Source organism: Sphingobium sp. B2D3C, from assembly GCF_025961835.1.
Taxonomy (GTDB): domain Bacteria; phylum Pseudomonadota; class Alphaproteobacteria; order Sphingomonadales; family Sphingomonadaceae; genus Sphingobium.
Map to the genome: position 1 here is coordinate 2,091,309 of NZ_JAOQOK010000001.1, position 23,896 is coordinate 2,115,204.

Consider the following 23,896-nt stretch of genomic DNA (forward strand, 5'->3'; position numbering starts at 1 on the left):
TCCGTCCTTTGAAAACGCGTGGGCTATTGCCAGGCGACGAAGCCATTGGCGGTGCCGGTGCCGGCCTCCGAGCGGTAGCAGGGCTCATAGCCGACCACGTCGCCGGCCAGATCGGTGTCGAACAGCGCGCCGGCGGCGGCGATCCATGTCTTGAGCTCGGAGGTGCCGGACTGGAGGTGCTTGTCCTCGATGGCGCAGAGCGTCTCGGCATCGCGATTGCGCAGCGCCTCGAAGAACATGCGGTCGAAATCCTCGTCAATGACGAAGTGGCTCATACCGCCCGAGCCGAACACCGCGACACGCAGATCCTGCTTCCAGCTGCGGATCGCCTTGCCGACCTCGCGTCCCAGCTCGAAGCAGCGGCGGGCGGTGGGCTGGTTGGGCGGGAAGAAGGTGTTGATGAGGATCGGCAGGTTGGGCACGACCGCGTCGCGCATGATCTGGCGATAGATAAAGCCGAGCGAGTGCGGCGCGCCGCTCGACCAATGGCCGGCGGGCTCGGGCAGCTTCTTGGAGACGGCAAGATCGAAGCCCTTCGGCACCAGCGACTTGCAGACATGCATGCCAAGCTCGGGCTGGCAGGGATAGTCCCGGCGCTCGGGCGGGCTATGGCCCCACTCGGCCTCGTGAATGCCCGGCGGCATCCGCGCGGCCTGCTCGGGCGTGGCGGGCTGATCCCAGATCGTCTCGCCGAGATAGACGGTGATCGCGGGCGTCACATCCTCCAGGAACAGCTCGCGCTGGTCATTGCCCATGATGACGGCGACATCGATCTTCGCGGCGGCGAAACGGTCGGCCATGTCGGTGATCGCGCTCTGGCAGGCGGCCGAGCGGCGCTCGCGCTCCGGCAGCGTGCAGGCCTCACCCAGCTTCTCGTGACTGCGCAGCTTCACCAGCTCATCGAAGCTATATTCCGCGCCGCGGAAAGGGTGCTGGCGCTTGAGATCGGCCGCGACGCGCAGGGTCCATTGCTCGGGCGTGGTCGAGAGGGTCGGCCCGTGCGATGTCCACATTCCCAGCACGATCTCCGCCATGATTCCGCTCCGCTCCCAGATTGTTGCCGCTCGGGCATATAATTGTAGACTCAGTAAACAATATCGATGCGGTTAGCAACCGATGGCGGGCGCTTTCGACAAGGCTGTTCAGAGAAAGCGCGTCGGCATCATGATGGTGCGCCACATGTGCGCGGAGGGGCTGTCATCGAAGCCAAGCCCTTCCTCCGGCTGGCGGAAATGGCGGCCGATGATGTCCGTAAACTCTTCGATCTCCACGACGACATTGGGGTCGAAGGCGTAGAAATCATTGAGCGTGACGAGCCGCGCGCTCATATACCATTTGTGGTTGCGGGCGCGCTGATAGGCGCGGTCGATATGGGGATCGGGCCGGTAATCGGCGCCGAAGAAGCGGATATAGGCCTCAGGATAGTCATAGCCGACCGATTCATCGGGGTAGAAGCGCACCACCTGATGCTCGCGCACCGCCCAGCTGACTTCGGGATCGACATAAGGCTCGATCAACTGCGCCGCCCAATAGCCATGATCGGCCCGGATGAAGCCGGTGACGGCGATGTCATGCAGCAGGCAGGCGAGCACGATCTTCTCGTCATGCCCGGCATCGCGCGCCAGCTTCGCGCTTTGCAGGACGTGGGCGGACGGACCGAAGCGATGACGGAAGAAATCGACCAAAGTCGGCTTCTCCGGCATCGGCGGCAGGCGCGGGTCCGGCCCCATCAGGAACGGGAGCCGGCGCGGATTGTCGATGGGCGGGCGCGGCAGGCGCGGATCGACATCGCCGGACTGGTAGAGCGTGGACTTGATGATGATCGCGTCCAGCGCCTCGCTCATCTCCTCCTCCAGCGCATCGGCATACGCATGGAGGCTGTGCAGATCCGGCGCACTCATAGCGCGGCGGAGGGCTTGGCGGTGGCAGACGGCGTTGCCATCCCCGCCCCCTCACCCACGCCGGTCTGCGTCGCCGCCCGCAGCCTGTCCCGATAGAGCGGCCTCACGAAGGTGAGCAGGAACGCCGCGAAGAACGCCATGGCGGCGAACAGCGCGAAGCCCCAGACATAATGGCCGTTCACATCGTAAATATAGGCGAGCGTCACCGGGCCGATGGACGAGCCGAGCGCGAAGCAGCCGGTGACGATGGGCAGAACCTTGTCCATGTTGCGCGGGCCGAAGACATGCTTGGCCAGCACCGGCCCCTCGCACACCAGTCCACCATGGGCCAGACCGAGCGCGCAGATGAAGATGATCGCGGTGGAAAGGCTGGAGACCTGGAAGGCCAGCAGCACCATCGCGGCGATGAGCAGATACCAGGCGGCGATGCCTTTCACCGAATAGACATCGAAGAACTTGCCGGCGATGAACTTGGAGGCGAGGCCGATGGCCGAGGTGAGCGAGAGCAACCACGCCGCCGTCTCACGCGTCAGGCCGACTTCCTGCACGAAATAGAGCTGCATATTCTGGAACAGGCCCTGATCCACGCCCGCGATGATCAGCACGCCGACCATGATGCCCCAGAACATCGGCTTGCGCACCAGTTCGGCATAAGTCATCGGAATGTCCGCCGCGCGCGTGGCCGCCGCCACCTCGGCGCTGGGCAGCACGCCCTTGGCATTGGCGGTTTCCGGCAGCAGATCTTCTTCCGACGGGTTCTGCTTGACGAACAGGACGAGCGGCACCGAGACGGCGAGGATCGACACGCCGATCAGCGCATAGGTCATGCGCCAGCCGATCTCGGGAATGAGCGCGGCAATGACGATGGGAAAGACCACGCCGCCGGCACTCGACCCGACCAGCGCCAGCGCGCCGGCAAAGCCGACATTGCGCATGAACCAGCGCGCCACCATCAGCTTGATGCAGAGCAGCACGGCGCCCTGACCGAGGCCGATAAGGAAGCCGGCGAGAAAATAAGTAGCGATGGAGCTGACGTTGAGGAAGGTGAAGAAGCCCAGCGCCTGGATGATCAGCACGGTGAGGAAGACCGGTTTCAACCCGAAGCGCTGCACCGCCGGCCCGATGACGAGAATGGCGACCAGCGCGCCGGTGAGGCCTTTCCACGCATAGATGCCGGTGGCCTCGGCCCGGGTCCAGCCGAACTCCGCGATCACCTCATTATAGAGGAGCGACATGGAGTAGGTGGGGCCGCCGAAGGAGAAGAAGAAGATGATGAATCCGGCAGCCACCACCCACCAGCCGGGATAGTATTTGCCTGTCGCGGGTGTCGTGGCCATCGCCTGTCCTCTCCGTAGCCAGCCTTGCCGATTCATGCTTTTTTTATCGGCTCAGCTTCCCATGCATCCTATCGACCTGTCAACAACTCCGTTGCTTGAAACAACAATATCGGGTGCGGTCAGCCGCGGCCCAGAAAGGGCATATTGAGCGGCAATATGGTGCCATCGACGAAGTTCACATGATCGGGCAGATCGGCCATGGCCAGCACCGCGCGCGCCGCCACATCGGCGCTGATCCGGTCGCGCGGATCGCCCTCCTGCATGTTCTGCACCAGATTGGTGCCGACAATGCCGGGGTGGAAGATGGACGAGGCAACGCCATGATCGCGCCCATCGATGGCGAGGGAATGGTTCATGCCCGCCAGCGCGAACTTGCTCGCGGCATAAGCAATGGTGTTCGGGCGAGGCACCTGCGCGGAGAGGCTGCCGATGTGGATCATTCGCCCCGCCCCCTGCCCTTTCATGATCCGCAGCGCCTCCCGCGCGCACAGGAAAGCGCCGTTGAGATTGGTGTCGATCACTTCCGACCAGCGCGCGAAGGAGAGTTCATCGGTCGGGGTGTGATCGGCGATGCCGGCATTGTTGATGAGAATATCGATGCGCCCGAACCGCGCGAGGCCGGCGGCGAACATCTCCTGCACAGCGGCCTCCTGCGAGACATCGCACTGCACGGCGAGCGCCTGCCCGCCCCGCGCTTCGACCTCTGCCACGAAGGCATCCAGCGGTGCCTTGCGGCGCGCGCCGACGATGAGCGAGGCCCCGGCTGCGGCAAATTCGGTTGCGATGGCCGCGCCGAGACCGGAGCTGGCGCCGGTGACCAGCGCGACCTTGCCCTTGATGTAACTCATGATGCGTCCTTCTCCCTTGCGCGCGGCGAATGCACCGGCTTGCCATCTCCCTTCGTCATTCCCGCGAACGCGGGAATCCAGCTTGGACCTTGCGTCAAGGCGTAGGCGCAGAACTGGATTCCCGCGTTCGCGGGAATGACGAAGGGGTGCTAGCGCGGTGTCAGACCTTCGCTCAAACCTTCGATATCGCCTAGCCTAAGCAGGCGTCGTCGCTCTGGCCATTCAAAAGAGGATCGCGCGGCGAGATCTCAGGCCGGTTCGAACAGCAACAGGTGGCGACCATCGGGCAGCGGGTGCCAATAGGGCTTCACCGCCAGCCCGGTCTTCAGCTCGGCTTCGCTGCGATGGATGATGTTGCTCATCACATTCACGCCTTCCTCCAGCGTGACCATGGCGACGACATAGGGCTCCTTGTCGCGGAACGGCGGGCGAGCGCGGCGGACGATGGTGTAGCTGAAGATCGTGCCGCGCCCGGAGACCTCGCGCCATTCCAGATTGTCGCGGCGGCCGGTGTAGATGCTCGTGGGGCGCGGGTAGAACTGATAGGCGCCGGCCACGCGATCATATTGGATGAGCAGCTTCTTCTCGCGCGTCGCTTCCCAATAGGGCCGCGAGAAGCTGCGCTCCGGCGGCAGCGGGCGATCGATATCGAGGAGATCGTTGAGATCGGCCATGCGCCTCAGCCCTCCGACGTGAGGATGAGGGCGGTACTGGTGTTCCAGTTCCGCCCATAGGGAATGCCGCCGATGCCGGTGACGAGCGCATGGCGGCGGTCCTTCACCTGCCGCGCGCCGCCATCGCCAAAAAGCTGCCGGACCGCCTCGACGAGATTGGTGCCGCCACCCGCCAGACCGCATTGCCCGGCGGAAATCTGGCCGCCGCCGGTGTTGAGCGCCAGATCGCCGGAGAAGAGGAAATCGGTCTCGTGGATGAACGCCGCGCCCTGCCCGTGCGCGCAAAAGCCGAGCATTTCCAACTGCATCATGATCGCAATGATGAAGTCGTCATAAGGATGGAAGGAGCCCATATCGCGCGGGGTGAGCCCGGCCTGCGCGAAGGCCCGTTCCCCCGCCTGCCGGTGGCCGGTGACGGTGGGATCGACAATCGCCGATGCGGCGCCGAGATTGGTGCGCTCGCCATAGCCGCGCAGCAGCGCACAGCGCGTGAGGCCGCGCTGCTCGGCGCGCTTGCGGCTGGTGACCAGCACGCCGCTGGCGCCATCGCACGGCATGACGCAATCGAGCAAACGGATCGGATCGTTGATCATCCGCGACTGCACATAATCCTCGACCGTGATCGGCTTGCGCAGCTTCTCGCAGGCCTTGTCGTTGCGCAGGGCGTGCTCGCGCTGGGCCACCGCCAGCCTCCCGAGAGCGCGCTCGTCCAGGCCGAACTTGTCATGATAATAACGGCTCAACATGCCGAAGGCAGCGGGTGCGCCGAGATAGCCATAAGGCGTGGTCCACTCCGCGCCATAGGAGCGCGGGCGGCCGTTATTCTCGGCCACGGCGGTATCGGCGAAAAGGCAGAGGACGGTGGTGCAGAGCCCGGCATCGATAGCGGCGGCGGCGCGCGCCACCGCGCCGACCGGCGAGGAGCCGCCAATGTCGACCGTCTGGCAGAAATCCAGCTCCAGTGCGAGTTGATCGGCCGTGGTCTGCGACCAGAAGATGTTGCCAGCGCCGGTGGACGAGGAGGACAGGATCAGCCCGTCAATCTCGCCCTTCTCGAAGCCGGTCTGCTCCAGAATGCCGTCGAGGATCTCGGCGCCCAGCTCCCAGACATCGACCTCGCTGCGCAGGACGATCTTGGTCTCCGCATAGCCGACAATGGCGTTATCGCGCAGCGCCATGGTTCAGCCTTTCGTCGGGTCGGAGGGCGGCGCGGCGACCTTGTTCTCGCCGCGCTCGACAAAGGCGCGGATGCGGTCGGTGCCCTCGCTGCTGCGGGCCGATCCGCCGATCAGCCCCTCGAAGAACAGCCCGTCGCTGTGGCTCATGTCGCCGATGCGGGGGAGCGCAGCGCACACGGCCCAGTTGGTGTTGGGGGCATTGCTGGCGATGCTGGCCGCCAGTTCCTTCGCCTTGGCCATCGCCTCGCCCTTGGGCACGACATATTGGCAGAGATTGGCGCGCTCGCCCTCGGCGGCGCTCAGCACGCGGCCGGTGAGCATCATGTCGGCCATGCGGGCATAGCCCATCAAGCCCTGAATGCGCACGGCGCCGCCGCCACCCACGAAGATGCCGCGCTTGCCTTCCGGCAGGGCGAAGAAGGTGCTCTCGTCGGCGACGCGGACCTGGCAGGCCGAGGCGATCTCCAGCCCGCCGCCGATGCAGGCGCCCTCCAGCGCGGCGATCCACGGGATCGGCCCGCGCGCGACGAGATCGAGCGGGACCGTCCAGCGGCCGCGCTCCCAGGGCTTGGGCGGATTGGCGCCACTCATGCGCGAGGCGGCTTCCGCCAGATCCAGCCCGGCCGAGAAATTGCCGCCATGGCCAAAGAGGATGCCAACACGCGCTTCCGACGCGGCGCGCTCGAACGCCGCGTGCAGACTCGCCATCACCTCCGTGTTGACCGCATTGCGCTTGGCCGCGCGGTTGATGCCGACGATGGCGATCTCGCCATCCAGCTCATAGGTCGCCAGCGTCTCGCTCATGGTTCAGTTCCCCTCCGCAGCGGTGATGATGAGGGCATCGACGGCCGTCAGCCCTTCCCCTTGGGGATGCACGAAGACGGGGTTGAGGTCGATCTCCTCGATCTGCGGCATGGTCTCCATCAGGCGGCCGATCAGCGCGGCGGTGTGGGCGACCGCCTGCACATCGACCGGGGGCGAACCCCGGAAGCCCTTGAGCAGCTTGGCGCTGCGCAGCTTCATCAGCTCGGCGACGATATCGTCCTGCGCCATGTCGACTGGGAGCAGGCGCACATCGCCCAGCGCCTCGACCCAGATGCCGCCGAGGCCGACCAGCACGACCGGCCCCCATTTGGCATCGCGCTTGGCGCCGATCATCAGTTCCAGTCCCTTGGGCGCCATTTTCTCGACCAGCACGCCATCCAGCACCAGTCCGGGCTGGGCGCGGGCGACATTGGCGTGGAGATCGTCCCAGGCGCGGCGTAGCTCGTCGGCGTCACGGATGCCCAGGATCACGCCGCCCGCCTCGGTCTTGTGCGCCAGCGCGCCGGCCTGCGCCTTGATGGCCAGCGGGTAGCCGACCTTGGCGGCGGTCGCCTCGGCTTCCTCAAGCGAGGTGGCGAGGCCGCCGGCGGGCACGCGGATACCCATGGCGGACAGCAGCTGCTTGCCGAGCCATTCGGGCTGCGGTCCGCTACCCAGCGTCGGCAGACCGGCAAAGGGCGTGTGGGTGACCGAGCGCGCCGAGCGCTCCAGCGAGCGGCCATGGCGCGTGACGCGAGACAGCGCCGTCATCGACCGCTCGATGGAGCGGCTGAGGATCAGGCGGTTGGCGCGCACCGAGGCTTCGAAGTCGGCATCCATTTCGGGCGCCGGGAAGGCCATGATCGCCGGGCGATCCTTGCCCTTGAGGCTGTCGATGAACATCGGTCCATAGCCGCGCTGCGAGGCCGCCGTGCCGCTGTTGATGGCAATCAGCACGCTGCCGACATTGCCATCCGCCATCAGCGCGTTGGTGCCGAGCGGGATCAGCTCCGGCTGGAAAATCGCCTGCGTGCCGAGATCGAGCGGGTTGCGCGGCGGGATGAAGACAGGGAGTTGCGGCGCCAGTTCGCTGCGGGTCTGCTCGGTGAGCGCGGGCATCTCCATGTCCAGCGCCTCGAAATAGTCATGCGCGATGGCGCAGAAGCCGCCGGAGAAGGTGAGCACGCCGGGGCCTTTGGTCGGCGCGACCGGATAGCGCGCCAGCAGCTCGATCACATCGACCCACTCCTCCAGCGTCTCGACCAGCACCACGCCGGCCCGATCGAGATGGAGCTGCATGGTGGCATAGTCGCCCGCCAGCGCGCCGGTGTGCGACTGGATCGCGGCCTTGCCCTTCTCGCCCCGGCCCGGATGAATGGCGACCAGCGCCTTGCCGGCCGCCTGCGCGCGCCGGGCCGCGGCGAGGAAGGCCTGCGGATCGCGCACTTCCTCCAGATAGAGCGCGATGACCTTGGTCGCCTCATCCTGCGCGAAGAAATCGATGAAGTCTGGGATACCGATGCCGGCCTCGTTTCCGGTGGAGACGGTATAGGCCATCGGCAGATGCCGCGCGGCGAGATTGGTGCTGGCATAGGCCATCAGCCCGCCGCTCTGCGAGACCATGGCAATGGCGGGATTGGGATCGTCCGGTGCCAGCCTGGCGACCTTGCGAGCGTTGGCAAAGCCGATGGGCAAGCCATTGACGAGATTGGTATAACCCAGGCAGTTCGGCCCGAGCAGCGCGATATTGCCTTCATAGGCGATGCGGACGAGCTCATCCTGCCCTGCCCGATTACCGGCCTCGGCAAAGCCTGAAGAAAAGACTGTCACGGCCTTGACGCCCCGCCGTACGCAGGCCTCCAGCGCGTCCTTGACACCCGCCGCCGGGAGCGTGAACACCGCCAGATCGACGCCCTCAGGCAGATCGTCGATGCTCTGCGTCACGGGATAGCCGTCAATCTCCCCCTCGGCCCGGCCGACGACATGGACATCGCCATCAAAAGCATTGAGCTGGAGATTGGCGAGCACCGTCCGCCCCGCCGTCTTGGGCTTGGCCGACACACCGATGACCGCAATCGAGCGGGGGCGCATGAACAAGGCGACCGCATCGGCTCCCCGCACAGGTTTGATCCGGGGGGAAAGATCGGTCGCAGACATAGGATCACCATTCATGCTGAGGGGGCCATGAAAAAGGGCGCGCGAGCGCGGCCCCCATTATCGAAAAGCCGGACCATGGCCGGGATGCTGCTCCCGGCCACGGACCGAACGGTCAGAAGGCGAAGCGGACGCCAACCTTGTAGGCGCGGCCGATGCGGTCGTAGAAGCCGGCCACCTGCGTGCTGGGGAACGGCGGTTCCTTGTTCAGCAGATTGTTGACCACGGCGTAGAGCTGCACCTTCTTGTCGCCCCGCTGCATGAGCGTGACGTTGCCGGTCCAGTTCAGATACAGCCGCGAGGCGACGTTCATATTGCCCACCGAAATCGGCGAGGCCGCATTATAGTCCGGGTCGCCCGGCTGGACGAGCGTAGCGTCCACAATGCCCTTGTCGATCCAGCGCGCGTTGAGCGTGGTGCCCCACTTCTCCGTCTCGTAGCCCAGGCTGGCATTGAGCTGCCAATGCGGCACGCTGGTCGCGCCGGTGTTGAGGCCGGAGGTGAACCCGCCCAACTGCCCCGCGCGGTCGATGCGGCTGCCGCGCGTCTGGATGATCCCGGCGGCATTATAGGTCGGTGCAACGCCCAGCCCGTCGTCGGAAATCAGGTCAGCGACATAGGTGCCGAACAGGCGCGTCGTGACCCGGCCCGGCCCGGCATTGAAGCGATAGACCATCTCGAAGTCCACGCCGCGCGTTTCAAGCGAGGCAAGGTTGAGCAACTGGACGGTCACGGAGTTGATTTCCGTGCTCGTGCCGGTGCCGGATAGCGAGGTGGTGGCGCAGAAGGCCCCCGGCGTGCCGCCCTGGATCTCGGCATAGCAATTGTCGATGATCTGCTGCGCCGGGAAGCTCGCGATCGCCCCGTCGATCTTGATATTGTAGAAATCGACCGAGGCCGAGAAGCCGGGCAGGAAGGTGGGCGTGAACACCGCACCGACCGTGAAGGTGTTCGCCTTCTCCGGCGCCAGCGTCTCGCTGGGCGCGAAGACCACCGTGTAGGACCGCGACACGCCGTTGAACGGATTGCGCAGGGTCGACTGGGTGGACGTTACCGAGAACAGCTCCGCCGCATTGGGTGCACGGATATCCCGCGAGCGTGTCGTGCGCAGGCGGACGCCATCGACCACATCCCAGGTCGCGCCGATCTTCCACGTCGTGACGCCGCCCGACACCTCATAATTGGTGTGCCGGATCGCGCCGTTGAGATCGAACGACTTGAAGAAGGGCACGTCGCGGGCCAGCGGCACCACGACCTCGGCATAGGCTTCCTTGGTCGTGAACGCGCCTTCATAGGGCTTGGGGTTCGAGAAGTTGTACGCCCCGGCGGCCGCGAGCGAATCCACCACGCTTTCGGCGCTGTCCCGCCGATATTCACCGCCGACCGCGAGCGAGACCGGCCCCGCCCAGGTCGAGAAGGGCTCGCCGCTGATATTGGCGGCGCCCACGAACTGGCTGGTCGTGATCGACTGGAACTGCGTGCCGTTCACATAGTTGGTTGCCTCTTGCGACATCGCGCCGGCGCCGAACAGGTTGAGTGGCTGGCAGCCCTGCGCCCGCGCGACGGTGTTGCGGCAGACAATCTGACCATTGGGAAGCTGGATCGCATCCAGCGCCCAGATGAAGTTCTGCTGGATGCGCATGTTGCGGATCTGCGATTCCAGCTTGTTCTGGCCATATTGGACGTAAGCGTCCCAGTTCCACCCGCTGATGTTGCCGTTCAGCCCGCCGACGATGCGATAGGTGCTGTTGAAGTTGACGATCTGGGTGGACGAGAAGTCGGGGTTGGACCGACCCATGACGAAGGACGTGATATTGTTCGCGTCCATGATCGTCGCGACCTGCGCCGGCAGGAAATAGTTATCCCGCTGGATCACCACCGCACGCGGACCGCTGACCGCGGTGTCACGCGGCATCGGGCCGGAATAATCGGACCCGGACCGGCCATAGCTCCCTTCGACGAACATGCCGACGGAGTCGCTCAGCTCATAATTGAGGTTCGCCCGCACGACATAACGGTCGATCGGCAGCACCAGCGTATGTCCGAGACGGGGCGGCGTGCCCTGCGAGCTGGACATATTGTAGGATGAGCCGCCGCTCTCATTGCCATAAGTGAACGTGCCGACCTGACCGGGCGCCGGGAACCAGATGCCGCGCAGGGCATCGACGCCATTGGCCGGGTTCGTATCGGCATTGTTGCCGAGAATGACGCCGCCGATCAGCGAGTTGACGAACCGCACGCCGCTCTCGAATGAGCGGGAAGGCACGCCGGCCGGACGGTTGGCCGCGAAGGAGACAGATTCCTCGTAGCGACGGCCCCAGGCGCGATCATCGAAGCTGCCGATTCCATCGGACTTCACATATTCGCCGCCGATGGTGAAATGCCCGCGCCCGTCCGCGAAGGGGCTGCCGAATGCGAGGCCTACGCGGCGCTCGAAATTATCGCCTTCTTCTGAAAGACCCAGGGAAAGATCGCCCTTCAGGCCGGTCAGGCGGTTGTTCATGATGACGTTGACGACGCCGGAAATGGCATCCGACCCGTAAGCGGCGGACGCGCCACCGGTGACGACGTCGATCCGGTCGATCAGCACCGTCGGCATGAGGTTGAGGTCAACCTGCCCGGTCGGCACAGTCGGCACATGGCGGCGGCCATCGACCAGCACCAGGGTGCGGATGTTCCCCAGCGCGCGCAGATCGGCAAAGGTCGCGCCGGAGAGGTTGGACGACTGGGTGTTCGTCTGGTTGCTGACGCTCGGGCGGAAGGACGGCACCTCATTGAGATAGTCGCCCACATTCGCCGCGCCGCGCTCTGCAATCGCCTCGGAGGTCACGACGACCAGCGGCGTGGGCGCCTGGAAGCCATCGCGCTTCACGCGCGAACCGGTGATGATGATATCGCGCACCTGCGCATCGTTATCCTGCGCCTGGGGCGCCGGCCCATCCTGCGCGAGCGCCGGGGCAGACCCCAGGGCGACAAATGTGCAAGCGGCAGCAGACGCGAGCAACCATGTTCGACGAGACATATCCCCTCCTATTTGTTGCCGCAGGTTTGCGCCTGCCGGCCTTTCATTGTGCCCGAGACTAAGCGTCATAAAGGCTGTGTCAACAACAATGATACTATATTATCTTTTGGGGTCGCCGGGTTTTAACAGGTGCTTGGATGACGGCCCGATGCACCGGAAACCAAGGCTTGCCGGCGGCGCCCTCGATGCAAACCGCGCAGCCCTCTGCCCCGATCCGGTGACGACTCAATTGTTGCGCAAATCGATGCTAATGACAACAACATTCTCCAGCCGCTTTATATAAAGCTACTTGATATTATCTGCGCGCGCGCGATGATGGGAAGGAGAAGGAGAGGACAGGCATGTACACGCAAAGCGAGCAGGCTTTTGCCGAAGAGGTCCGCGCATTCGTGCGCGCGCAATGCCCGGCGGATGTGCGCGAGAAAGTGACCAACGCGGTCGGCATCACCGCGGCGGAGCGGCTCGCGTGGCACAAGGCGCTGCATGCGCGCGGCTGGGCGGCGCCGCACTGGCCGGTGGAGCATGGCGGCACCGGCTGGAGCCCGGTCCAGACCTATATTTTCTCCGAAACGCTGGCCGAGGAAGGGGCGCCCGACCTTGGCTCCTTCGGCCTCAAGATGCTCGGCCCGACGCTGATGCATTACGGCACGCCGGAGCAGAAGGCCCATTATCTGCCGCGCATCCTCTCCGGCGAGGACATCTGGTGCCAGGGCTTCTCCGAACCGGGTGCCGGGTCCGACCTCGCCTCGCTCAAGACTCGCGCCGTGCGGGACGGCGACCATTGGGTGGTCAACGGGCAGAAGATCTGGACGACCATGGCGCATGAATCGACCATGATGTTCGCGCTGGTCCGCACCGATCCCGATGCGCCCAAGCCGCAAATGGGCATCTCCATGCTGCTCATCGACCTCAAGACGCCGGGCATCGACATTCGCCCGATCATCCTGCTCAACGGCGCCCACACCACCAATGAGGTGTTCTTCGACACTGTGCGGGTGCCCGCCGAAAATCTGGTCGGCGAGCCGCATAAAGGCTGGACCTATTCGCGCGTGGTACTCGGCAATGAGCGGCTGTCGATCGCGCGGATCGGCCTCAACCGCCGCCAGCTGGCGCGGCTGAAGCAGATCGCGGCCGAACAGGGGCTGGCCGGCGTGCCGCATGTCCGCGCGCGCATCGCCGAGGCGGCCATCGAGCTGGATGCGCTGGAGGCCATGGCCACCGCCATGCTGGACCGCGCCCGAGCCGGGGTCGCCCCGGGAATCGAGGCCAATATGCTCAAGATCAAGGGATCGGAGCTTCAGCAGCGACTGACCCGCCTGCTGGTCGAGGTGGCGGGCCGCAGCGCCGCGCCATTCGCCCCCGACGCCGCCATGGATGCTGGCGATGCGGGCAAGCCATGGCTCGGGCGCCTGTTCAAAAGCCATTTCGATACGCGCGTCGTCAGCATCTACGGCGGGTCGAACGAAATCCAGCGTAACATCATCGCCAAAACGCTTGGCCTGGGGACAGCCCGATGAACACGACCGTGATGGACGCCGCGCCGGCAGGCGGTGCCGAAGAGACGAACATTCGCGACCTGCTGCGCAACTCGCTCGAGACCGTGCTCGCGCGGCACTACAGCTTCGAGCAACGCCGCGATGCGTATGAGAGCGCCGCGCGGGAATCGCGGGCGGCCTGGGCGGCTTATGCCGAGCTTGGCCTGCTCGCCCTCACCCTGCCGGAGGGGCATGGCGGCTTCCCCGGTTCGCTCGGTGACTTGGCCATGGCCGTCGAGACGATGGGCGGCGCGATGGTGCTGGAGCCCTATGCGGCGGTGATGATCGGTGCGCGACTGCTGGCGGCGGCCGGCAGCGAGGACCAGCAGGCGGCATGGCTGCCCGCCATCTGCAGCGGCGCAGTCCGCGTCGTGCTGGCGCATGAGGAAGCCGATGGCGGCTACGGCCGGCCGATCACTGCCCACGCCACGCCCGATCCGCATGGCTGGCGCCTCTCGGGCCACAAGGTTGCCGTGGCGGGCGGGGATACCGCAGACCTGTTCATCGTCTCGGCGAACACGGCCGGGGGTGTGGCGCTGTTTCTCGTCCCGGCGGCGGATCTGGCCGTTCGCCCGACCCGCTGCTTCGACTGGACCGGTGCCGCCGACCTCTTGCTGGACGACGTCATCATCCCCACCGCCGCGCGGATGCCGGGCGGCGAGACGGCACTGGCCCGCGCGCTCGATGAAGCCACCGCCCTCGCCTGCACGGACGCCGTCGGCGCCTTGCGGGCGGCGAATGCCCTCGCTCGCGAGCATACCCACACCCGCCGGCAATTCGGTCGCCCGCTGGATGCCTTTCAGGTGCTCCAGCATCGCTTGGTCGACATGGCCATCGCGCAGGAGCTCGCCGCGCCGATCGCGGCCGCCGCCGTAGCCGCCTGCGAGGCGGACGACCAAGCGGCACGCGCCCGCGCGGTCTCGGCGGCGAAAGTGAAGGTCGGCGAGTCGGCCCGCTTCATCGGCGAGCAGTGCGTGCAACTCCATGGCGGCATGGGGCTGGTGCAGGAATATCCGGCCGCGCATCTGTTCGCCCGGCTGGGGCTGTTCGAGCTTTCGCATGGCGACCGCAACGCTCATCTCGAGCGCTACGCGGCGCTGGCCCTTTAAGCGCTCAGCTTAAACCCTTAGCGGCGGCTCTGGCTCGGCGAGCCGCCGCCAGTGGGTGGCGCGATGCCGTTGATGCGGGTGCCGCCACTGATCGAGCCCGTGGCACGCCGCGCAAAGTCGGCGGGATAGCTCAGCGCGGGAGGTCCGGCGGCATCGAGCGCCGCCAGATCCTCGGCCGACAGGGTGATGCGGCTCGCCGCGGCATTCTCGACAAGCTGGTCGGCATCGTTGGCGCCCAGCAGGATCGTCGCGACCCAGGGTTGCGCTTGCAGCCAGGCCAGCGCGATCTGTGCTGGGCTGGCGCCGTGGCGCTCCGCGACCTGCAGCACCACGTCCAGCACGCGCTCGGCCTTCTCATCCAGAATGCGGGCAAGGAACGAACCGCGCCCTTCGGCATCATGATTGCTGGCATCGTCGCGCCGGTAGCGGCCGCTCAGCGCGCCGCTCTTGAGCGGCGACCATGCCGCGATGCCCATGCCATAGGCCCGGGCGAGCGGCACATGCTCGACCTCGATATTCCGCTCCATCAGCGAATATTGCAGCTGCAGGCCAATCACCGGCACCAGATTGCGCCACTGCGCCAGCCAGTGCGCCTCGGCTACTTTCCACGCCGGAATGTTGGAGAGGCCGACATGCAGCACCTTGCCCGCCCGCACCAGATCATCGAGCGCACGCATCGTCTCATCCATCGGCGTCAGCGGATCGACGATGTGCATCCAGAGCAGATCGACCCGGTCGGTCTTGAGCTTGCGCAGCGAGGCTTCGACGCTTTGCAGGATGGACTTGCGCCCGCCCCCACCAGCATTGGGATCGCCCTCGCGGACATTCGAGCCAAATTTGGTGGCGATCACCAACCGGTCGCGCAGGCCGGGCTCGCCTGCGAGATAATCGCCCAGGATCGTCTCGGCCTCGCCACCGCCATAGCTGTTCGCGCAATCGAGGAAGTTGCCGCCGAGGTCGCGATATTGCGCAATGAGGCGCCCGGCAGCGGTGGCGTCCAGACTCCAGGGCTGGGCGCCACCGAAGTTGAAGGTGCCGAGCGCGTAACGGCTCACCCGCAGGCCGGACCGTCCCAAGGTCACAAAATCGTCAAACATTCCACCCCTTCCCGATTGCTCAAACTATACTACTATATTATCTTTATGGCGTATCGCCGGATGTGAGCCAAGCGGAGGCCAAAAGCAACATGAACGATCGTCTGACCGCGCAAAAGCCCATGCTTGACTCGCCCCAGCTTGCCGCCGGCATGCTGATCGACGGGGAGATCGTGGCGGGAGAGGCGTTCATGCCGGTGATCGATCCCGCGACGGGCACTGCCTTTGCGCAGGCACCGGACGCGCAGCGGGACGATCTCGACCGGGCCGTCGCCGCCGCGCGCCGGGCCTTCCCCGGTTGGTCCGCCCGCGATGTGACCGAGCGGCGCGCCGTCATCCACCGGATCGCCGCGCGCCTGCGCGAGGTCGCCGATCCGCTGGGCGCGCTGCTCACCGCCGAACAGGGCAAGCCCTTGCGCGACGCCATTGGCGAGGTGCGCCGTGCGGCCGATCATATCGAGGCCTTGAGTGCCTTCGATGTCGCCGGCGGCGTGCTGCGCGAAGATGCGCGCGAGCGGGTGGAAATCCGCTACCTGCCGCTCGGCGTGGTGGGCGGCATCACGCCGTGGAACGTGCCGGTGATGCTGGCCACCGTGAAGATCGCGCAGGCGCTCTACACCGGCAATTGCATCGTGCTGAAGCCCTCTCCGCTCACGCCGCTCTCCACGCTCGCCATCGGCCAGGCGATTGCCGACATCGTGCCGCCGGGCACGGTCAACATCCTGAGCGGCGGCAATGATCTGGGCGTTTGGCTGACAACGCATCCGGATGTGGACAAGATCAGCTTCACCGGCTCGGTGGCGACCGGCCGGCATGTGATGGCGAGCGCGGCAGGCACCTTCAAGCGCATCACGCTGGAACTGGGCGGCAACGATCCCGCCATTGTCCTGCCCGATGCGGACGTGGAAGCCACCGCCGAGGGCATTGCCCGCAGCGCCTTTGCCAACTGCGGGCAGGTCTGCATGGCGATCAAGCGGGTGTTCGTGCATCGCGCGCTGTACCCGGCGATGGTCGAGGCGCTGGCCCGCCGCGCCGCCGCCATCCGCGTGGGGCCGGGCACCGATCCGCAAAGCCAGATGGGGCCGATCCAGAACCGGATGCAGTTCGAGAAGGTGCTGGCGCTGCTCGACGGCGTGCGGGCGACTCCGGGCGCGCAGATCCTCACCGGTGGCGAGCGGTTGCCGGGCCCGGGCTATTTCGTCATGCCGACGGTGGTCGCCGGACTGGATGACGCAGCGCCGCTGGTGCGCGAAGAGCAGTTCGGCCCGGTGCTGCCGGTGCTGGCTTTCGACGAGATCGAGGATGTCATCCGCCGCGCCAACGCCACCGAATTCGGCCTCGGCGCATCGGTGTGGACGGCGGACACGGACGGCGGCGGCGCGATTGCCCGGCAGCTTGAGGCCGGGATGGTCTGGGTGAACCGGCACGGCGGCAATGGCCGCGACGTGCCGTTCGGTGGCGCCAAGCATTCAGGCTATGGGCGGGAACAGGGCGTATTGGGCATGCAATCCTATATGGAAATGCAGGCTGTCACGATTCCACTTGGGTGAAGAAGCCGCGGGCACGGAGGTGCTCCGCTCCCGCTCAGCCAAGCGGATCAATGACTGGCGCAGGGGGATGGTCCGGTACTTGTCCGGGATCGGCCTTGTCTCATCATGTGATCGTCCGGACATGATTGTTGCCTGACCTCGTCATTCCCGCGAACGTGGGAATCCAGTAGCAACGTTGAAATGACGCGAAATCGATCCCTAAGTGTATCTGCTGGCGCCGCATCGCAACGGTACGCTCTCTCTGGGCGTCACCTCCAACCTCATCGAAAAGCAGATCAAGAAATGGCACAGAACCTGGAAGCTCGATTTGATCGAGCAGGCCAACCCCGATTGGCAGGATCTTGCCGTCACCCTGGGGTTGAACTCGCGAGCTTGACTGGATTCCCGCTTTCGCGGGAATGACGCAGGATAGGGAGCAAACGCGCCGCTCAACATTGGGTGACAGCGCATAGTCAGCGGTTGGAATGTGTTCAGGCGGCCATTAGCTACCGGTTGCGCGTTCTGACCCGCTATCCTGCAGCGCCCTGATCCGCAGCAGATAGGCCGGGGTGACGCGCGCCATCAGCAGTGCGGCGACGATCGTCAGGCCGATGAACACACCAAAGCCGACCAGATAGGTGCCGGTGCGATCGTACAGGTTCGCCAGCACGACCGGCCCGAAGGCCGATCCCATGGTGTTGAAGCCGGCGAGCACCGGCAGCAGGCGGTTCATGAGGCCGGGGCCATAGACATGCTTGGCGACGACCGGGCCATCCACGGTCAGCCCGCCATGCGCGACGCCCAGCACGGTGGTGAAGACGAGCGCGGTGAACAGCCCCTGCACCGGCAGCGCCAGCAGGATGGCGAGGCCGAGCAGCAGGTTCCATCCGGCGACGCCCTTCACCGAAAAGCGATCGAACGTCATGCCCGCGACGAACTTGGCGCCGATGCCGATGAGGAAGGTGAGCGACCAGGCCGAGGCAGCGACGGTGCGCGAGAGGCCGATCTCGTTGGTGAGATAATAGATGCTGTGCTGGAAGAGCGCCTGATCGATCAGCGCCGAGAGGAACGTCGCCAGCGCGATCAGCCAGAAGGCGTGCTGGCGCAGCATGGTGCGGAAGCTGATGCCGAGATCGGCCGCGCGCAGCCGGGCGCTGCTGACCTGCTCGCTCGTCCGTACCGCCTCGGGCAGCACATCCGCCTCGCTGGGGTTGAACCGCACCGACAGCGCGAGCGGGATGGAAATGCAGAAGATGCCGATGCTCAGACAGGCAAAGGCGACGCGCCAGCCATAAAGCGGAATGAGCTGGCTGGTCATCAGCGGGAACAGCACCCCGCCAAAGCTGGTGCCGATGACCGCGACGCCCGTCGCCAGCCCGACATTGCGCATGAACCAGCGCGAAACAAGCAGCCGCAGCGAAATGATCACGGCGCCCTGGCCGATGCCGATCATGAAGCCGACGACATAATAGCTCCACAGCGAGTGGACGAACAGGAAGCCCGCCAGCCCGATGGCTTCGGCCGCCATGGCGCCGACCAGCACCAGCTTGAGGCCGATCCGCTCCACCAGCGGACCGATGATGAAGATCGCCATGATCGCGCCGGTGAGGCTCTTATAGGTGTAGATGAGCGTCGCCTGGGTGAGCGTCCAGCCGAACTCCTTCATGACCTCGGGATAGACGAACGGCATGGTCAGCGGCGCGCCGAAGGCGATGAGGAAGATGAAGAACGCCTTGGCGACCACGCCCCAACCCGGATAGCGCCAGGTCGCGCGGATGATAGCGATCTTGTCTGTGAGGCTCGCTCGACCTGCCATGCTCTCGCTCCCGTCCTGCCTCTTGCCGTCCTCGCCCGATCAGGCGGCCAGGCCGGGCGCGCCGCGCTGCGCCTGCCCGGTCAGCACGGCGATGGCCGCCTCCGTGCCGCCGGCCCGATAAGGCACGCCGGCGAAGGCCAGCGCAGCTTCCGTCGCGGCGATGGTGCCGAGCACCAGCGCGTCGCTGAAGTCACCGAGATGGCCGATCCGGAACACCCGGTCATCGAGTTGGCCGAGGCCATTGCCGAGGCTCATGTTGCAGCGCTCCAGCGCCGCCTCGCGCACCGCATCGGCGGAGATACCGTCCGGCATCCGCACGGCGGTGAGCACCGGCGAATGGGCGGCGGCATCGCGGCATTGCGTCTCGAAGCCCCATTGGGCGACTGCAGCACGCGTCGCCTGCGCCGCCCGCTGGTGACGCGCGAAGACGGCGTCCAGCCCCTCCTCCTGCATCATGGCAATGGCCTCGCGCAGCCCCTGCAGCAGATTGATGGCCGGGGTGTAGGGGAAGAAGCCCCGGGCATTGGCCTCCAGCATCTCGCCCCAGTCCCAATAAGAGCGCCTCATCCCGGCCGATTTCGACGCCGCGATCGCCTTTTGCGACAGGGCATTGAAGGAGAGGCCCGGCGGCAGCATCAGCCCCTTTTGCGAGCCGCCGACCGCCACATCCACGCCCCAGACATCATGCTGATAATCCACCGACGCCAGCGACGAGACCAGATCGGCCATCAGCAGCGCGGGATGCCCCGCTTCATCGATGGCGCGGCGCACGGCGGCGATGTCTGAGGTCACGCCGGTGGAGGTCTCGTTATGGACCACGCAGACCGCCTTGATGCGATGCGCCTTGTCCGCGCGCAGCCGCTCGCCAATGGCCGCGGCATCGACCGGGGTGCGCCAGTCGCCGGGGATCAGCTCGGGCTCCAGGCCGATCTTGCGGGCGAGCCGGCACCAGAGGGTCGCGAACCAGCCGGTCTCGTACATCAGCACCGCATCGCCCGGCGAGAGCGCGTTGACCAGCGCCGCCTCCCACGCGCCGGTGCCCGACGAAGGGTAGATGATGACCGGGCCGGCGGTCTTGAAAATGCCCTTTATCCCGCCCAGCACCTCGACCGTGAGATCGCGAAAATCAGGCCCGCGATGGTTGATGGTTGGGCGCGCAATTGCCTCCATCACCCGTTGCGGCGTGGTCGTGGGACCGGGCAGTTGCAGGAAGTGCGCGCCGGGGCGATGGGAAGACGTGGCAGACATGAACGGTCCTCAGGCTGGCGCGGGCGCGAGGCGGCGCTTGCGGTCCACCGGCTCGGCGGTCCCCCTGCTCCACACCGCGCGGCGCGCATTGTAGAAATCGAGCCAGTCCTGCTCGGGCGGGAGCAGCGCATAGCCGGCGCGGACATTATGGTAGCAGGCCGGATTATCGACGCCCGGCGGCACCACCCCGTCGTCCAGCAACGCCGTCGCGGCCCATTTGAGCCGCCGGCGGGTGAGCACGATCATCCGATCGCTGGTGCCCAGATGCTCCATGGTGCGGTCCACCACCGGCCCCATGCTCTCGGTGACGGCCTGATCCTGCACCGGGATCGCCTCGATGCCGCTATAGCTCTGCGTCGACTGCGCCTCACGCGAGATCAGATGATCGTTGCGCGGATTGGCATCGATGCGGAAGCGGCCGAGCCAGTCGGTGGTGTTGGGCAGGAAATTGATGGGCGAGGTGGTGCCGGGGATCGGCTTGCCCGCCTTGGTGAGCGTCGTCGCGCCGGTGCGCGGGCCGCCGATGGTGACGAGCATGGCATGATGATCATCCAGCGGCACCCAGGCGCGGGCGCGGATATGGTCGAGCGGTTCGGAGGGCGCCATGGTCCAGAAGGGCAGCGCGAACTGGCCGATGCGGTGATAGAGATTGTCCCCGGCGGGGCGGTAGGCGCAATACATGGTCCCGTAATCGGTCTCCAGCGCCTCATATTTCGGCGCAAGATTCTCGCGCATCTGCCGGTAATAATTGATCGAGCCTTCCTCGAACTGGTCCGGCGTGGCCGCGCCCAGATGCAGGAAGCCGACATGGCAGGTGTCGATGTCCCCCTCCAGCGCCTGCAGCCAGTTGCACTCGCGCATCATGAAGGTGACGGTGAGCGGCTGGCCCGCCTCCACCTCGTCCCAGTCGAAATGCGGCAGCGCCGGCGGCTCGGCGCGGGTGCCCATATAGACCCAGGCGACGCCGTAGCGCTCGACCACGGGCAGCGCGCGGATTTTCACCTTGTCCTTATAGTCCGTCTCCGGCGGCTCGCTCGGCATCTCGATGCACTGGCCGGTCCGATCGAACTTCCAGCCATGATAGACGCAGCGGATGCCGCCCTCCTCATTGCGGCCATAGAACAGCGACGCGCAGCGATGGGCGCAGCGATGATCGACCACGCCCAGCGATCCATCGGGCGAGCGGAAGGCGAGGAAGTTCTCCCCGAGCAGCCGTAGCCGCAGCGGCGCGCCGCCAGCCTTGACTTCGTCCGGCATGAAAGCGGGGATCCAATATTCCCGCATCAACGCGCCCATGGGGGTGCCGGGACCGGTCTGGGTCAGCAAGGCATTGTCTTCCGGCGACATTCCGCCCTCCCCCACACTTGAATGAATCAAACTATAATATAGTTATTCTTTTTCATCCGATGCGGCGTGGCTTGTCAAGCAATGCCGGGCGGGGCAGGATTGAAATCATCATATAGAATGACCGATCGCCCGCCCCGCGCGGGCGATGCCAACATGAGAAAGCCTGTTCCCTTGGCCGAATCCGACACCGTTTTCAGTTCCGTGCGCAGCCAGTCGCTCGCCTCGCGCATCGTCTCGCAGGTGATCGATGCGCTGTTCGCCGGCCAGTTCAAACCCGGCCAGTTCCTCGGCACCGAGGCGCAGTTGACCGAGACCTTCCAGACCAGCCGCGTGCCGATCCGCGAGGCGCTGGGCCGGCTCGAAGCGCTGGGGGTCGTCACGATCAAGACCGGCGCGGGCGGCGGCGCGACGATTGCCGAGGGCAAGCCGGACCAGTTCGCCACCGCCCTGGCGGTGCAGTTCATGCTCGTGCAAGTGACGGCCGAGGAGATTTTCGATGCCCGCATCGGCATCGAATGCCGCGCGGCAGAGCTTGCCGCCGAGAAGATCACCGACGACCAGATCGAGGCGCTGCGGCTGCTGCTGGAGCGGATCATGGAGCCGGACCTGCCGCGGCGGGAGTCCGTCGATCGCATCCTCGCCTTCCACCGCTTCATCGTGGAGGCCTCGGGCGCGCGCACGCTGGTGACGCTCATGCATGCGCTGGAGCATGCGCTGCTCAACCTGTTCACGGCGCTGGAAGCCTCACCGCGCAACAGCCGCATCGGCTACAAGTCGCTGCAGGGCATTTTCGACCGGATCGCCGCGCGCGACAGTGAGGGCGCCTTCACGGCGATGCGCCTCCATCTGCTCGATCGGCGCAAGTCGATGCTCTACCGGCTCAAGGAGCTGAGCGACCAGGCGGGGATCGCGACACCTGCCAGCTAGGCGGCCCACGCTCTCCGGTCAGACGCTCGTCCCGACCAGCCGCCCGATCCCGGCTGTCAGGGCCATGGCAAGCGCGCCCCAGAAGACCACCCGCGCCACCGGCCGCCAGGGCTTGGCCCCGCCAGCGCGCGCGCCAATGGCGCCGAGCAGGCCGAGAAACAGGATCGACCCTGCCGCCTCGCCCACCACCATGCGGTCCATCGGCAGCACGGCGGCCAGCACCAGCGGCAGCGCCGCGCCGGCCGTGAAGGTGGCGGCGGAGGTGAAGGCGGCCACCACCGGGCGGGCCGCTGTCGTCTCGGTAATGTGCAGCTCGTCACGCGCATGAGCGCCGAGCGCATCATGGGCCATCATCTGCTCGGCCGCGCGCCGCGCCGTCGCCGGATCGACGCCGCGCGCGACGTAGATGTCGGTGAGTTCCTGCAGCTCGGCCTCGGGCGCGGTGGCCAGCTCCTGCGTTTCGCGCGCGAGGTCGGAGCGCTCGGTGTCGGACTGAGAGCTGACCGAGACATATTCGCCGGCCGCCATCGACATCGCCCCGGCCACCAGACCGGCAGCACCCGCGACGATCAGCGCCGACCGATCCGCACCCGAGGCCGCCACGCCGAGGATGAGGCTGGCCGTGGACACGATGCCGTCATTGGCGCCCAGCACCGCCGCGCGGAGCCAGCCAATGCGAGAAACAAGATGATATTCCCGATGCGACCTCATGGATGATCCCCTCACAGTTCGGCGCGAGTTTATCAGAACCGGGCCTGCGCGGCGATTGGGGAAATCTGCCCTTGGGCGGAGGGCTGGCGCGATCTTATCCGGTGGCCGGCACGATCATCGCCCTGGTGACAGGCGCCTCGCTGCCGCTGATCTGCAGGATGTGGCGCCCGGCCTTGAGGCGGAAATCGACGATCTTGCGGATGCCCGAGCAAGCCGGCCCGTGCCCATGCGTGAGCGAGGGCACGCGCGCGCCGTCGGTCACCATGTCCACCCACGCCGCTGCGCCCAAGGCGACACGGTAGACGCCGTCGCGCGGGGCGTCGAACGCCAGCATCCCGGCGTAGGTGCCGGGCTTGGCCGCACGCTCGGGCGCGGCAGCGAACGCAACGGATGAGGCAGGCGACAAGGTGAGATCGACGGCCTGGCCGGGCTTGAGCTGAACGGCTGCTTCCGTCGCGCTGGCAACCCGCTCGGCGCTGCGCCAGGCAGCAAATTCAGGCGGCAGAGCCGCATCGTCCGCGCAGGCGGGCGCATCCGCAGCGGGCATCTGAGCGGCGACGGGCACCGGTGCCAGCGCCATTGCGAGAGCCATCATCATACGCATTGTCCGCTTCTCCTCTGGACGGTCGGTTCTTTCGATGTATTTGCGCATATACATCGAA

General features: G+C 66.1%; 20 protein-coding genes. 5 read left to right on the forward strand and 15 right to left on the reverse strand.

The window, feature by feature from the left end; all coding sequences use genetic code 11:
* Positions 1-23 precede the first annotated feature (23 nt).
* The 9 genes from M2339_RS09735 to M2339_RS09775 all read right to left on the reverse strand — a co-directional run bounded on the left by M2339_RS09735 (position 24) and on the right by M2339_RS09775 (position 11,918).
* The gene (locus M2339_RS09735) at positions 24-1,034 is read right to left on the reverse strand and encodes a protocatechuate 3,4-dioxygenase (RefSeq protein WP_264586764.1); all 1,011 of its coding nucleotides are present in this window, start codon (positions 1,032-1,034) and stop codon (positions 24-26) included.
* A 108-nt stretch (positions 1,035-1,142) separates the two neighbouring features.
* Positions 1,143-1,901 (reverse strand): HD domain-containing protein, encoded by a 759-nt coding sequence (locus tag M2339_RS09740; RefSeq protein ID WP_264586763.1) that lies wholly within the window; start codon positions 1,899-1,901, stop codon positions 1,143-1,145.
* Complete coding sequence (locus tag M2339_RS09745; RefSeq protein ID WP_264586762.1) at positions 1,898-3,238, reverse strand: MFS transporter; 1,341 nt, start codon at positions 3,236-3,238, stop codon at positions 1,898-1,900. The genes M2339_RS09740 and M2339_RS09745 overlap by 4 nt, the downstream gene beginning before the upstream one ends.
* Before the next feature lie 119 nt (positions 3,239-3,357).
* Positions 3,358-4,086 (reverse strand): SDR family oxidoreductase, encoded by a 729-nt coding sequence (locus tag M2339_RS09750; protein WP_264579481.1) that lies wholly within the window; start codon positions 4,084-4,086, stop codon positions 3,358-3,360.
* A 248-nt stretch (positions 4,087-4,334) separates the two neighbouring features.
* Complete coding sequence (locus M2339_RS09755; RefSeq protein ID WP_264606317.1) at positions 4,335-4,760, reverse strand: Zn-ribbon domain-containing OB-fold protein; 426 nt, start codon at positions 4,758-4,760, stop codon at positions 4,335-4,337.
* A 5-nt stretch (positions 4,761-4,765) separates the two neighbouring features.
* A complete protein-coding gene (locus tag M2339_RS09760) occupies positions 4,766-5,938 on the reverse strand; it encodes a thiolase family protein (RefSeq protein WP_264586760.1) in 1,173 nt (390 codons plus the stop codon).
* Positions 5,939-5,941: 3 nt separating this feature from the next.
* Positions 5,942-6,742: a crotonase/enoyl-CoA hydratase family protein gene (locus M2339_RS09765; protein ID WP_264574657.1), complete on the reverse strand. Its 801-nt coding sequence runs from the start codon at positions 6,740-6,742 to the stop codon at positions 5,942-5,944.
* 3 nt (positions 6,743-6,745) lie between these two features.
* A complete protein-coding gene (locus M2339_RS09770; RefSeq protein ID WP_264586759.1) occupies positions 6,746-8,899 on the reverse strand; it encodes an acetate--CoA ligase family protein in 2,154 nt (717 codons plus the stop codon).
* A 112-nt stretch (positions 8,900-9,011) separates the two neighbouring features.
* Positions 9,012-11,918, reverse strand: a complete 2,907-nt coding sequence (locus M2339_RS09775) for a TonB-dependent receptor domain-containing protein (RefSeq protein ID WP_264586758.1) — start codon at positions 11,916-11,918, stop codon at positions 9,012-9,014.
* Positions 11,919-12,259: 341 nt separating this feature from the next.
* Between M2339_RS09775 and M2339_RS09780 the strand changes: the two genes are divergently transcribed.
* Positions 12,260-13,435, forward strand: coding sequence for an acyl-CoA dehydrogenase family protein (locus M2339_RS09780; RefSeq protein WP_264586757.1), 1,176 nt, complete (start codon positions 12,260-12,262; stop codon positions 13,433-13,435).
* Entirely contained in the window at positions 13,432-14,562 is a 1,131-nt protein-coding gene (locus tag M2339_RS09785) for an acyl-CoA dehydrogenase family protein (protein WP_264586756.1), read from the forward strand. The genes M2339_RS09780 and M2339_RS09785 overlap by 4 nt, the downstream gene beginning before the upstream one ends.
* A gap of 17 nt (positions 14,563-14,579) precedes the next feature.
* Here the strand turns inward: M2339_RS09785 and M2339_RS09790 are convergent, their stop codons facing one another.
* Complete coding sequence (locus tag M2339_RS09790) at positions 14,580-15,659, reverse strand: aldo/keto reductase (protein WP_264586755.1); 1,080 nt, start codon at positions 15,657-15,659, stop codon at positions 14,580-14,582.
* Between the two features lie 89 nt (positions 15,660-15,748).
* Here M2339_RS09790 and M2339_RS09795 point away from each other — a divergent pair, with 89 nt between their 5' ends.
* A complete protein-coding gene (locus tag M2339_RS09795) occupies positions 15,749-17,206 on the forward strand; it encodes an aldehyde dehydrogenase family protein (protein ID WP_264586754.1) in 1,458 nt (485 codons plus the stop codon).
* A gap of 202 nt (positions 17,207-17,408) precedes the next feature.
* Entirely contained in the window at positions 17,409-17,582 is a 174-nt protein-coding gene (locus M2339_RS09800) for a hypothetical protein (protein WP_264586753.1), read from the forward strand.
* A 105-nt stretch (positions 17,583-17,687) separates the two neighbouring features.
* On the opposite strand, the gene M2339_RS09805 is transcribed toward M2339_RS09800, so the two are convergent.
* Genes M2339_RS09805 through M2339_RS09815 form a run of 3 tightly spaced genes read right to left on the reverse strand, consistent with a single transcriptional unit; the run spans position 17,688 to position 21,596 of the window.
* Positions 17,688-19,001, reverse strand: coding sequence for an MFS transporter (locus M2339_RS09805; protein WP_264586752.1), 1,314 nt, complete (start codon positions 18,999-19,001; stop codon positions 17,688-17,690).
* A 39-nt stretch (positions 19,002-19,040) separates the two neighbouring features.
* Positions 19,041-20,249, reverse strand: coding sequence for a pyridoxal-phosphate-dependent aminotransferase family protein (locus tag M2339_RS09810; RefSeq protein ID WP_264586751.1), 1,209 nt, complete (start codon positions 20,247-20,249; stop codon positions 19,041-19,043).
* Between the two features lie 9 nt (positions 20,250-20,258).
* The gene (locus tag M2339_RS09815; protein ID WP_264586750.1) at positions 20,259-21,596 is read right to left on the reverse strand and encodes a Rieske 2Fe-2S domain-containing protein; all 1,338 of its coding nucleotides are present in this window, start codon (positions 21,594-21,596) and stop codon (positions 20,259-20,261) included.
* 153 nt (positions 21,597-21,749) lie between these two features.
* On the opposite strand from M2339_RS09815, the gene M2339_RS09820 reads away from it, so the two are divergent.
* A complete protein-coding gene (locus M2339_RS09820; protein ID WP_264574647.1) occupies positions 21,750-22,523 on the forward strand; it encodes a FadR/GntR family transcriptional regulator in 774 nt (257 codons plus the stop codon).
* Positions 22,524-22,541: 18 nt separating this feature from the next.
* On the opposite strand, the gene M2339_RS09825 is transcribed toward M2339_RS09820, so the two are convergent.
* Entirely contained in the window at positions 22,542-23,234 is a 693-nt protein-coding gene (locus tag M2339_RS09825; RefSeq protein WP_264606318.1) for a VIT family protein, read from the reverse strand.
* Positions 23,235-23,328: 94 nt separating this feature from the next.
* On the reverse strand, positions 23,329-23,838 hold the full coding sequence (locus tag M2339_RS09830) for a homogentisate 1,2-dioxygenase (RefSeq protein ID WP_264586748.1): 510 nt from the start codon (positions 23,836-23,838) through the stop codon (positions 23,329-23,331).
* Between the last annotated feature and the right edge of the window lie 58 nt (positions 23,839-23,896).

Coding starts and splice junctions, on each gene's coding strand:
- M2339_RS09735 (WP_264586764.1), bottom strand. CDS start 1,034: ATGGCGGAGATCGTGCTGGGAATGTGGACATCGCACGGGCCGACCCTC.
- M2339_RS09740 (WP_264586763.1), bottom strand. CDS start 1,901: ATGAGTGCGCCGGATCTGCACAGCCTCCATGCGTATGCCGATGCGCTG.
- M2339_RS09745 (WP_264586762.1), bottom strand. CDS start 3,238: ATGGCCACGACACCCGCGACAGGCAAATACTATCCCGGCTGGTGGGTG.
- M2339_RS09750 (WP_264579481.1), bottom strand. CDS start 4,086: ATGAGTTACATCAAGGGCAAGGTCGCGCTGGTCACCGGCGCCAGCTCC.
- M2339_RS09755 (WP_264606317.1), bottom strand. CDS start 4,760: ATGGCCGATCTCAACGATCTCCTCGATATCGATCGCCCGCTGCCGCCG.
- M2339_RS09760 (WP_264586760.1), bottom strand. CDS start 5,938: ATGGCGCTGCGCGATAACGCCATTGTCGGCTATGCGGAGACCAAGATC.
- M2339_RS09765 (WP_264574657.1), bottom strand. CDS start 6,742: ATGAGCGAGACGCTGGCGACCTATGAGCTGGATGGCGAGATCGCCATC.
- M2339_RS09770 (WP_264586759.1), bottom strand. CDS start 8,899: ATGTCTGCGACCGATCTTTCCCCCCGGATCAAACCTGTGCGGGGAGCC.
- M2339_RS09775 (WP_264586758.1), bottom strand. CDS start 11,918: ATGTCTCGTCGAACATGGTTGCTCGCGTCTGCTGCCGCTTGCACATTT.
- M2339_RS09780 (WP_264586757.1), top strand. CDS start 12,260: ATGTACACGCAAAGCGAGCAGGCTTTTGCCGAAGAGGTCCGCGCATTC.
- M2339_RS09785 (WP_264586756.1), top strand. CDS start 13,432: ATGAACACGACCGTGATGGACGCCGCGCCGGCAGGCGGTGCCGAAGAG.
- M2339_RS09790 (WP_264586755.1), bottom strand. CDS start 15,659: ATGTTTGACGATTTTGTGACCTTGGGACGGTCCGGCCTGCGGGTGAGC.
- M2339_RS09795 (WP_264586754.1), top strand. CDS start 15,749: ATGAACGATCGTCTGACCGCGCAAAAGCCCATGCTTGACTCGCCCCAG.
- M2339_RS09805 (WP_264586752.1), bottom strand. CDS start 19,001: ATGGCAGGTCGAGCGAGCCTCACAGACAAGATCGCTATCATCCGCGCG.
- M2339_RS09810 (WP_264586751.1), bottom strand. CDS start 20,249: ATGTCTGCCACGTCTTCCCATCGCCCCGGCGCGCACTTCCTGCAACTG.
- M2339_RS09815 (WP_264586750.1), bottom strand. CDS start 21,596: ATGTCGCCGGAAGACAATGCCTTGCTGACCCAGACCGGTCCCGGCACC.
- M2339_RS09820 (WP_264574647.1), top strand. CDS start 21,750: ATGAGAAAGCCTGTTCCCTTGGCCGAATCCGACACCGTTTTCAGTTCC.
- M2339_RS09825 (WP_264606318.1), bottom strand. CDS start 23,234: ATGAGGTCGCATCGGGAATATCATCTTGTTTCTCGCATTGGCTGGCTC.
- M2339_RS09830 (WP_264586748.1), bottom strand. CDS start 23,838: ATGCGTATGATGATGGCTCTCGCAATGGCGCTGGCACCGGTGCCCGTC.